At 58.8% G+C, this 9,937-nt stretch carries 11 protein-coding genes and 2 pseudogenes; 1 reads left to right on the forward strand and 12 read right to left on the reverse strand.

Translation table 11 applies throughout. From position 1 onward, the window contains the following. Positions 1–61 precede the first annotated feature (61 nt). The 4 genes from ROSMUC_RS17230 to ROSMUC_RS17245 form a co-directional block, all read right to left on the reverse strand. Positions 62–451: a DUF3768 domain-containing protein gene (locus ROSMUC_RS17230; RefSeq protein ID WP_008282920.1), complete on the reverse strand. Its 390-nt coding sequence runs from the start codon at positions 449–451 to the stop codon at positions 62–64. A gap of 87 nt (positions 452–538) precedes the next feature. Further along, entirely contained in the window at positions 539–748 is a 210-nt protein-coding gene (locus tag ROSMUC_RS17235; RefSeq protein ID WP_037275608.1) for a DUF6330 family protein, read from the reverse strand. 23 nt (positions 749–771) lie between these two features. Continuing rightward, the gene (locus ROSMUC_RS17240) at positions 772–1,710 is read right to left on the reverse strand and encodes an ArdC family protein (RefSeq protein ID WP_037275610.1); all 939 of its coding nucleotides are present in this window, start codon (positions 1,708–1,710) and stop codon (positions 772–774) included. A gap of 40 nt (positions 1,711–1,750) precedes the next feature. After that, positions 1,751–2,236 (reverse strand): hypothetical protein, encoded by a 486-nt coding sequence (locus tag ROSMUC_RS17245; RefSeq protein ID WP_037275612.1) that lies wholly within the window; start codon positions 2,234–2,236, stop codon positions 1,751–1,753. A 338-nt stretch (positions 2,237–2,574) separates the two neighbouring features. On the opposite strand from ROSMUC_RS17245, the gene ROSMUC_RS17250 reads away from it, so the two are divergent. Then, complete coding sequence (locus ROSMUC_RS17250; protein WP_037275614.1) at positions 2,575–2,868, forward strand: hypothetical protein; 294 nt, start codon at positions 2,575–2,577, stop codon at positions 2,866–2,868. A 28-nt stretch (positions 2,869–2,896) separates the two neighbouring features. On the opposite strand, the gene ROSMUC_RS17255 is transcribed toward ROSMUC_RS17250, so the two are convergent. The 8 genes and pseudogenes from ROSMUC_RS17255 to ROSMUC_RS17290 all read right to left on the reverse strand — a co-directional run bounded on the left by ROSMUC_RS17255 (position 2,897) and on the right by ROSMUC_RS17290 (position 9,772). Further along, a complete protein-coding gene (locus ROSMUC_RS17255) occupies positions 2,897–3,313 on the reverse strand; it encodes a hypothetical protein (protein WP_245875220.1) in 417 nt (138 codons plus the stop codon). Then, on the reverse strand, positions 3,306–3,560 hold the full coding sequence (locus ROSMUC_RS17260; protein ID WP_245875221.1) for a type II toxin-antitoxin system prevent-host-death family antitoxin: 255 nt from the start codon (positions 3,558–3,560) through the stop codon (positions 3,306–3,308). The genes ROSMUC_RS17255 and ROSMUC_RS17260 overlap by 8 nt, the downstream gene beginning before the upstream one ends. A gap of 128 nt (positions 3,561–3,688) precedes the next feature. Further along, positions 3,689–4,620, reverse strand: a pseudogene (locus tag ROSMUC_RS21705) (ParB/Srx family N-terminal domain-containing protein); the annotation flags it as partial. A gap of 53 nt (positions 4,621–4,673) precedes the next feature. Then, positions 4,674–5,807, reverse strand: a complete 1,134-nt coding sequence (locus ROSMUC_RS17270; RefSeq protein WP_037275620.1) for a helix-turn-helix domain-containing protein — start codon at positions 5,805–5,807, stop codon at positions 4,674–4,676. A 203-nt stretch (positions 5,808–6,010) separates the two neighbouring features. After that, a complete protein-coding gene (locus ROSMUC_RS17275) occupies positions 6,011–6,934 on the reverse strand; it encodes a ParB/RepB/Spo0J family partition protein (RefSeq protein ID WP_052115432.1) in 924 nt (307 codons plus the stop codon). Continuing rightward, on the reverse strand, positions 6,924–8,069 hold the full coding sequence (repA, locus tag ROSMUC_RS17280; protein WP_157801980.1) for a plasmid partitioning protein RepA: 1,146 nt from the start codon (positions 8,067–8,069) through the stop codon (positions 6,924–6,926). The genes ROSMUC_RS17275 and repA overlap by 11 nt, the downstream gene beginning before the upstream one ends. A gap of 293 nt (positions 8,070–8,362) precedes the next feature. After that, positions 8,363–8,668, reverse strand: a pseudogene (locus ROSMUC_RS17285) (recombinase family protein); the annotation flags it as partial. Between the two features lie 99 nt (positions 8,669–8,767). Then, entirely contained in the window at positions 8,768–9,772 is a 1,005-nt protein-coding gene (locus ROSMUC_RS17290; RefSeq protein WP_245875225.1) for a tyrosine-type recombinase/integrase, read from the reverse strand. Positions 9,773–9,937 lie beyond the last annotated feature (165 nt).

A 9,937-nucleotide genomic window follows, 5' to 3' on the forward strand; every position in this document is an offset into this window, starting at 1 on the left:
CCCTTTGAGGGGTCAGTGGGCCTTCATCGTCTGAGATGTCAGGGGGGAGGAGTCCCCTGCCCTACCAGTCGCGCGCCAGCATGATGGTCAGCACGCGCATGGTGGTGGCGGGATTATCCGGGGTCTCAGCCCCGTAGCGGAAATCCGAGTCTGCTTCATAGAGATCGATTTTCCAGAACACGGTCTCGCCCCGGATCTCGACCGCCCCGAAATCGTGCCATCCCTCGGGATCATTCTCAGGCTCGAATGTGGCAAACTCACCGGTCGCCTTCACCGCCTCGGCCATGAAGCCGTCACCAGCCTCCATAAGCGCGCGGGTGACATGCATTCGGCCCTGGATGGGCTGCGCGGGCGGCACTCCAAGGCACGCGAGCTTGCGAAACGCGTCGTTCTGCGCCGCGATCACGGTCGAGTCGGGACGATCTGGCTGGGGTTGAACGGTCATGGCCATGGGGATCTCCTTTGAGAAGTTGAAACACCCTTCCCAAAGCCTGCTTTCACTTTTCCGCCTGGCGGATGAATTGAGGCCGAAGGCGCCTTATCCGAACAGCCCTCTGACTCTGTAATTCGGGTTGGCGATGGTTTCGATCCAGCCGCCCTGTTCTTTGATGCTCTCGAGCGCTGCCGAGAACGGATAAGCGCCCTCGGACTGGCTCCACCAATAAGCTCCGCGTTTGAAGACGATGATCTTGCGGCGGCCGTCGTTGAAGCAGGCCACCCGCAGCGTCTTGGGTTCCTTGCGTGACATGCGAGTCTCCGTTCTCCGTGTGGTCAGGCGGCCTCGGCACTGCGCCCTGCCCTGCCCGTCTCCGATCTGGCGATCAGATAGTCGCAGGCGCGCTGCGCGTCCGCGGCGTGCCGGAAGATCGCGCCCTTATCCGACCGAAGAACGCGCAACCAGTTGTGGAGATAGGCGGCATTCATCTCGAGCGTATGCGCCGTGAAGCCGAGCGTCTGACCCAGGAACACCGAGGTCAATTCCGCGACGATCTCCTCGCGCGCATAGGACGTGTTGCCAAACTTTGAGAACCCGAAATCGCGGTTCAGTCGATGGGGAGCTTTCGTGGCATGGGCCAGCTCATGGGCCCAGACCCCGTAGAAATTGCGCGGGTCCTGGAACCGCGTGATGGACGGCATGTAAACCTTGTCCACGGGGGGCAAATAGTACGCCTCCGTGCCCGTGAAGACGGTTGTGATGTCGATGGCGTCGAAAAACGCCTGCATGTGCGGGATGGGCTCGGACGGCGCATGCTCTGGCACGGGCTCCGGGTCGGGGAAGAAACTGTCGGGCAGGCCATCGATCTGGCAGGCATTGAACACGCGGTAGGATTTCTGGAAGCGGAAGATGCGGGCTTCCTCGGAGTGATCATCCCCGTCGCTGCGGTCGTCCTCGCCGCCCGCGTCTTTCCGGCTTTGACCGTAATAGACGACGACAGAGGACTTCTCGCCCTTGCGGACCTTTGCGTCCAACGCATTGGCTTGCGGCAGCGTCATCCAGAAGGGAGAGCTGTGGCCCGCCATCACGGTCCGCATCGTCAGCAGGAAGTTGTTCACTCCCTGGTAGGGTTCTCCGCCCACGCGCAGGGGACGAGAGCTGCCACCTGCGGTCCATGGCTTGCGCCACGGCAGGACACCGCGCTCGATGATGCGGATGATTTCGTTTGTGATGACCTCGGAGGCATCGAATTTGGGCGTGCGGGATCGGGCCATGGCTGGCCTCCTTTCGAGTTTTGGTGAGAGGAAATGGTGATCAGATTGACTGACGGGGTCGCGGATCGTTGATGATCCTGGCGCCGAGCCCTTCGACCATGTCGATGTAGGTGGTCAGCGACACGGACCTGCCGGGGCCCCAGGGTTCAGGGTCGACCGATCCGTCCCGCGTCACCCACGGCAGGTTCGCGAAGGCGATGACATCAGTGACGGGTCGGATATCGATGAACGGGACCCCTCGTGCGACCGCAAGAGTGGCCAAGGGAAAGCACTCGATCGGCGCGAAACTCGACACGGTGGTCCAACCGAGATGGATGAACGTGCCGCCCTCTCCGCAGATCACATGCGCGTTTGGCAATGACGCCGCCTGCTTCAGATAGCTGAGGTTACGCAGGACGGTCTCGCGCTCGCGCCGCTGTGCCTGCCCCGTCTGGCCGGATCGGCGTAGTTCCTTGTGTCGCCACCACGAGGCAGCGGTCGCGCGCAACACGCGCAAGACACCTGTTTGCATGAGAATGCCCTTCATCAGGAACGGCAGACCGGAATCCGGCCCGGACCCATCTGAGGGACCCCAAAGGCCCTCATCCGTCAGTCACAAAACCCGAAGGACACTTTCACTCTTTAGGGATCTGATGCCGGAGAATGTTAAATGTGAAGCTCATGAGAACGCAGGATCCTGCACTTTCCGGCATCAGACCCCGATGAGGAACAGGATCAGACCCGGACACCCTCTTTCGGGCACCCCAAGGACCTAACCTTCCCCGGCCCTCCTCTTCCTCTCAAACCCCATGATTTCCGCAGGTGGCTTGCATTTGTTCTTGTTATGTTCTAATTTAAGAACCGCGCTAAGAAGGGAGTTCCCCGATGGAAAGCACTACTTACGCCCTGCCCGCGACGCCAAAGCAGATTGCCTATGCGCGCGCGCTGGCCCTGCGCAACCAGACGCTTTTGCCGTGGGAGGTTCAGCAAGACCGGCGGTCCCTGAGCGCCTGGATCGACGCACAAGCCAAGATGAACCTGGGCGCGCAGGACAGCCGCCCGACATCAAAGCAGGTCGCCTTTGCCGAGCGTCTCGCCCGCATCAAGCGCCGCGCCGTCCCGGACGAGTGTTTCCGCGACAAGGGGTTGATGTCGAAGTGGATCGACGGGAACAAGTGAAGCTAGACAGACCCTGCTGTGATCGAGATTACTTCAGCCGATCGACAACGGATGCCCCGCCCGACCGAGCCAGCACGATCAGGCTGGACTGGATCTTGGATGTGAAGACGGAACTGAACGTGCCGATGGGCGTGCGGTCCTCCCAGATATAGGACCGCTCCAGAATATCCGTGTTGATCTCGTCCAGCATGACCCATTTGCGAACATGGGTCTCCAACCCTACGCGCTGCGACTCGATTTGTGGCACCTCGATAAACTTGCGCGAGGCCAAGGGCGGCTGCGTCGTGATCGGCAGGATGAACACCACGGTCTCGCTATCGGACTTGGCGACAGTGACGGCGATGCAGACAGGCCTCGTCTTGCGACCCTCGGTCTCGCCCGCCATCTGTTCTCGTTTCCATAGGAACGGGTAGCGGAAAACCTCTCCAGCACTCGGCTTAGTCATCAGACTGCGTCAAGTCTCGCTCGAGCCCTTCTATCATCAGCGCTTTGAGATCCTCGGGCATCTCGTCAACCATATGAGCCTGTTGCGCGGCCCCCCGCGCGAGCTGCTGGTACTGGTCCATGCTCATCAGCACGAATTTGGGTTTGCGATGCTTGGTGATTGCAATCGGCGACCGAATGGCCGCGTCGAACAGGTCACTTGTGTGCCGCGTAAGGTCGGCCGCCTTGAACTCGGGAAGCTCATGCATGATCTGGGTCTCCATTTGTGCAGAATATACATACATTCTGGATATTCTGCAAGAGATGGGTTGAGCCCTCCCATGAGTCATCCGAACCGCAGCACGGTCTCAGTGTAGGTGTACACATTGGCGGTGATGCCGTTCTCGATGGACTCGTCCGAGGTCAGATGGTCGTAGCCGCGATAGACTGCCAGCGCGCCGTAGCGATCGAGCGTGACGAACGCCCCTGCCCGCCCGATGTCTGTCGGATTGAAGACTAACGGCAGGGCCTCGATCTTTTCGATTTCCGCTTCCGACACGCGAAGCCGCTTATCAATCTCGGCGGGGGTCTCATCCTGTCCCGCGTGTTCTTCTTCCAGCGCCTAATACTCGGAGAGCCGTTTGGTATGAACCGCTTCTTCTTCATCCGTCATAGGTGCCGGACCGCAGGCCGTGGGGTAGGTCGAGTGCGACCTCGATCCACTTCCAGCCCTCAACCGCAACCCTCTCAGCCTCGGCCTGGAGTTTCTCCGTCACCAGCCGATCGAGCAAGGCAGGGTTCTCGAGTGAACTGTCGCCATCGCCCTGGAAGAGGTCATGCAGCATCGGTCTGACCCTTGTCAGGCAGGGACACAAACGCGCGGAACTGGTAGAACGGGTGCAGAGCGACGCGCTGCAAGTTTCCCGCAAGGGAATCGTCCTCGGCTAGGATGTCGGACGCTGCATCCCGCACAATGCAGGGAATTGGTGTGGTCTTTGCCAAACGCTTCTCCTTTACCAGCAGGGACAATGCTAGGAACCGGCGGCCCCCGGTTGGGATCTCGAATTTGCCAGTCTCGGTACCATCGTCAGCCAACACGGGCCGCTAGCTCAGGCTCTGTATGAGGCCGCGGTGATCGATGTCTTCGGCCAGGTCCTCGGCGGACACGCCGGCCTTGATGCGCCACGCGTTGGAGTGCCTCAACATCAGTTTGTCGAAAGGGATACCCAGGGACCGGGGCAGGGTGATTATCTGGACAGCTTTGGTCGTCAGATATTCTCCACGACGGGCGTCGGAAGCCACTCTTCCGATCTCACTTTCGGTCACCATCAAACCTACACTCCTTTCCCTCTCCCGGTGGTTCTTGACCGCGGTCAAGAAGTTCATGCGGGAGCAAGTTGTGTGCGTAGGACCCTTTCAAAATAGGCGTCAGGGTTTTTGATCGTGTCTGCTTTTGCTATCAGGTAGTCAAAGATGAGAAGCAGTTTTCCTGCGCCTGCTTTCTGGATGCCATGCCGCAGTTCGTCTTTGCTTATTCTAAGCAATCGACCCAGGTCGTATAGAATGCGGGTAAGTGCTTCTCCTGTGCGCGGCGGTTGTGGGAAAAATCCCGCAACGTGGGTGAAGTCTTCCCATGCCATGCGTGCTGGGTCTCGGTTCATCGTGGGTTTGGTTTGTGCGGTTTGTTCACGGCGATTGACCGTAGTGGGAACATTCTTTTTAATTTCTTTTTTTATAGACTCTATGTGCCGGACATTTTGACCGTTTGTGGCGGTCAGATCGTTGGAATCTGGTGTATGAGGTCGGTCTTCGATAGTTAGTAAATTATCTGCGGTACCAGTTTTTGCTGCGGCATGGTGTTCACCGTAGCTTGCGTCGGTATCGGCTCCGAGGGCTCTAAGTTCTGAGATAACGCTCAGGACTGCATCAACGGTTAATGTTGCTCGACGCAGGACATTTCTGATCATGTTGAGGGTAGAGAGCTTTGCTTCATCGAAGCGTGTCTGTTGGAGTAGCGAAGCACGTAGGGCCAACGCCTCAGCCTTCAGTGAGCGCAAGCGCTCGCGTTCTTCGGTGAGCTGCAAGGCTTGTGTCACGAGCGAGCTGTACCTCTCGATCAAGGGCTTCAGGTCGATACCGAAGGCATCTCTGATAACGCCTCCATACCGCAGCGGAAAGCGTTTGCCATTTGCTGAATTCTTGCGTTCGATCAGTTCAGCAGCTGAGAGGCGTCCCAGGCTGCGTCGAATTGTTCGCTCATCGAGCCCATTGGCGCGCTCTGACAGAGAAGCGTTCGATGGGAACACGACAGTGAGCGTAAGTCGCTGGCTGACCCGAATCTCACGTTCTTTGCGGGGTAGGAAGCTAATGAGCGCGGTCAGAACGGCTAGGTCATTGGTTGTGAGGCCGAGCTCCTTCCTCAGTACGCGAACTGGGCCCAGAAGCTCATAGGGGTTAGGGCAGGGCAGAGATATCCGTTCCGCCAGGGCGGTTGTTGTTTCATTTGCATGTCTCATGGTGTTTCGGAAGAAAAAGCTTCCCCTTCACCGCGAGCGGTGTTGAAATCGATTCGTTTTGGGGGTATCAATCAGGTGTCGAGACTGATTGAGGCCCTTCGGAAGCATCGCTTTCGGGGGGTCTTTCTTTTTCTAGCCGGTCCTCCTTTCGTTTTCTGCTCGTTGCTTTTGATGTCTTGACCGCGGTCAAGACACGGGGGTCGTCACTCTGGCCCGTCTTGACCGCGGTCAAGAAGCTCCATGACCAGCTTCCGGACTGCCTCCTCAACACGAGGGACAAGATCCGCGTCCACATCGATGGTGATACGGTTGCCCTTTCGGCCGATCTTCACGCGCTCACTGGGGTGTGTCTTCTGCGTCGATGGTTTGGTGGCTGTCAGCAAGGCAACCGCCGCTTCGAGACGGTCGGGGCCCGGTATGTTGCGAGGGATTTTGCCGGCAACTTCTCGGGCTCTCGCCACGTCTTTCTCGCACAGCCTGAAAAGCTTTTCCCAAACCCGTCGACCAACGCCGTGTGCAGGTCCGATAGCCTGAATCAGTTCCATCGGGATGCCCGTAGCGATACGGTTCATCCGCGAGACGAGCGATTCATCGATCTGAAGTGCCCGATACGCGATCGTTTGAGCGTTCTTGCGCGTTTCGTCGGTTTTCCCAAGTTCTCGAATGATTCCGGCGACAAACAGAGCCCTTTCGATGAAAGATGGATCTTGGCGCGCATTATTCTCTACGCCTTGGGCAATGAGAGCTTCCTCGTCGGTCATCTCCATGACCGTAGCGCGCACTTTCTGACCAAGTTGGCGACAAGCGAGAAGCCGACGGCGTCCATAGACGATCTCAAGCGCACCGTCCTCGGTTCGGCGAACCAGCACTGGAACCTTTTGACCGTGCTCGCGGATCGACGATACAAGCTCATCCAGACCATCGCTTGGATCGATGCGGTCCATGACCGCGGACATCCGTATGGCGGTCGGGTCGATCAGCCGCGTGGCGTGTTTATCCTCTTCGAGCACAGATGCTTGAGCGCGAGCTACAGTCGGGCTCGTCCGTTTCACATCCAGATCGTCGTCTGAAGGCGGCGTTTTGCCCATCGCGTTCTTGAGTGAGTCCCCGAAGACCTTACGCGCCATGGCTACGCCCCCATGCTTTCAGGATTTCGCGTTCGACTTCGTCGGTCACGCGCGAGACGGACTCGATCGCGCGCTCGTAAGTTCTGCGGTTCACGTCGCGAGGTTCGACCTCGAAGATGCTCTGCTGGGTGTTCGCAGCATCACCCACGGCTGTTGATTTCAGGAACTCGGCAGACAGCACGGCATCCCCGAGGACTGTCCGAAGCAGAGACGAAATCTGCACCTGCGGACCATCCGTATTTTCGTAGCGGGTGATCAGAACTCGCACGAAGTTCAGTCCATGTTCCGGGGCGTGTGCCTCGACGACGCCCATCAGGTTGCTCGCCATGCCCAGAAAGCTCGCCAGCGACATGACATCGAGCATCGACGCGTTGAGCGGGATCAGGACCCCGGTCGATGCAAAGAGGGCAGAGATCACCGAGAAGTTCAGCTGCGGTGGGGTGTCAAATATTACCACATCATATCGGTTGAGGACGGGCTCAAGCGCTTCCCGGATGCGGCTATGGAACGTGGTGGCGCCGTGTCTGAAGCTCAGGGCGACCTCGAACTCGTACTCCATGATGTCCATGGATGCCGGGATCAGATCCACGGTCGGGAAGTTTGTTTTGCGAATGATCTCTGTTGCGGGCAGTGGATCGTCGGATCGGATAAGATCGTATGACGTCGGCATATCCGGATCCAGCTCGGGAGTAACCCCGAATAGGTTTGTCAGACTTGCCTGGCTGTCGAGGTCGATCAGTAACACCCGGTAGCCGCGCAGACCTAGTAGTTGCCCTACATGGGCAACAGATGACGTCTTGGCGGAGCCACCCTTCAGGTTGAAGATAGTCAAGACCTGACAAGCCTCTCCCGGTCTTCTGTGCGGGTGTTCTTCTGGCTTGATCCTTCCAGTCTCGAGAAGTACGCGTTGTGCCTCGACCATCTCCTCTGCAGAGAAGCTACGGCGGTTGCCGCCCTCCAGGACACCTTCGGGAAAGCCTTCGAGGTTTGACACATGATGGCGAAAGGTATTCTGATTAATGCGAAGCAGTTCAGCCGCTTCCCGCATGGCGAAGCGTCGGAGGCCCTTCTGAGCGTCCGGTGGGAAGGTTTCCTGCGCATGTTCACGCAACCGACTACCAAGCCGCTTGGACATGACTTCAAATCTCTGGGAGGCCCGTATCCCGTTCATCACTGCCCTCAAGTCTTTATTGTTTTACAAAGCTTAACAGATATTGTGGATAAATCCAGACCAAACCGTTGAGCGGCCTAGCGGCGTTGAAGGCGCCGGTTTCTGTCGACCGTAAACTGTTAAAAATCAGCGTCTTGGGCGACTGCGCTCTCACTCTACTTCAACACCTCGTTGCCAGCTACGAAGTGACCACAAGATGTATTGTGAGTGCGTACAGAAATCAGTCGGCAGAATCGGATGGGCGATTCTCGGGAATCTCAATCGAGCAGCCCCAGCCTCTCAGCCCGCTCCAGTAGCATCTTCACCGAAGAAGGCTGCCAGCTTGTCCGCCCGCGTGGCGTGCGCTCGCGCATCGCTTCCAGCCGGGTGCAGATCGCCTGAAGCGTGATGTCGGGATCTGCGCCCTTGATGCCGGCGACGATCGCGGGCAGACGGTCGTGGGTTTCGCGGCGCCCGGCGCGGGCCAGCACCTCGGCAGGCAGGAACCCATCGCGAACATAGGCCTTCACAGCGCGCAGCAGGCGGCTTTGTGTCCAGCGACGCACCTCGGGCAAGGGGCCGTTGTCGCGTTTAGTTCCCGATTTCAATTGAAGCAGTAAGCTGAAACTGAAGCGCTGGAATTTCACCTTAGCGCTTCACCAACGCGTCAAGTTTCCTGACCTTCACAGCCCTGCGGCTTTGGTCAGGTTCACCCGGAACCTGTCGCGCCTCCGCTGATAGCGCCGGGTCATTTCGGCCGACGCATGTCCGAGTTGCTTTTGAATATAGCGCTCATCAACCTCCGCCGACGAGGCGAGCCCGGCGCGCAGGGAATGGCCAGAGAACATTGCCAGCCGTTTCGCTTCCGGCAGATCGGATCTGACGCCACTCTTCAGAACGGTTGCCTTGATCAGTCGCGCAATGTGCTTGTCCGAAAGGCGGGCTTCGAGGGTGCGTTTGCCATCCCGCGAGGTGCGCACGAAGACCGGCCCAAAGTCGATGCGTCCGAAGTGTAGCCATTGTTCGAGCGCGTGGACGGGGCAGGTCTGCTCTGACGAACCACGCCCGACCTCGACCTCGCGCCACCCGGTCTTGGCGTTTAGCGTCAGCAAAACACCGCCTTCGAAGACCTCGATCCAGCCGCCGGAGTCCGGTGTATCGTCCTTATGCACATCGAGGCAGACCACCTCCGACCGGCGCAAGCCGCCTGCATAACCCAAAAGCAAGATCGCCCGGTCTCGGAGCCCACGGAGATCGAAAGGAAGGGTGGCCACCATGGCCTGGATGTCCTCAGGCAGGATCGCCTCTTTCTGAACCGGCGGGCGCGTATGCTTGCGTTTGATCCCGGCCAGAACCGTGGCGATGTGGCGGTTCTTGCGATCAAGAGTGAACCCGCGCTGCCTGTAGTTCCAGGCAAGCCCCGAGAGACGACGCTCAATCGTGGAGACCGAAAGGGCAGGGGCCTTCCCGGCTGGTGCAGCCAAATCAGCTACATAAAGTCCAACCATCTCAGGCGAGGGGGGCAGAGGTTCCGTGCCTTTCAGCCGGCACCAGCGGGTGAAGTGTTTCCAGTCGGCGGCGTAGGCCTTGTTCGTGTTCCCAGCCGTCGAGGCCTCGGCGTAGTCCCGGGCGGTATCGATCAGCCGGTCGAGCGCGCCGGAGCCGGCCACATGGGCGGGCAGAGCGATTGAGGCTCCGTCCCGAGAGGTTCTCTCGTCGCGCTCGTCACTGTTCGGCGCAGTATGGGGCGCTGAGCTCGAAATCCCGGACTCTGACCCGGCTGAACCCTCGATGTCGTTCTGCCGAGGTTTTTGAGACTGGGTGCCATGTGTTTTCAATGGTTTGCGGTTTTT

The sequence above is a fragment of the Roseovarius mucosus DSM 17069 genome (assembly GCF_000768555.3).
In the GTDB taxonomy this organism is placed as follows: domain Bacteria; phylum Pseudomonadota; class Alphaproteobacteria; order Rhodobacterales; family Rhodobacteraceae; genus Roseovarius; species Roseovarius mucosus.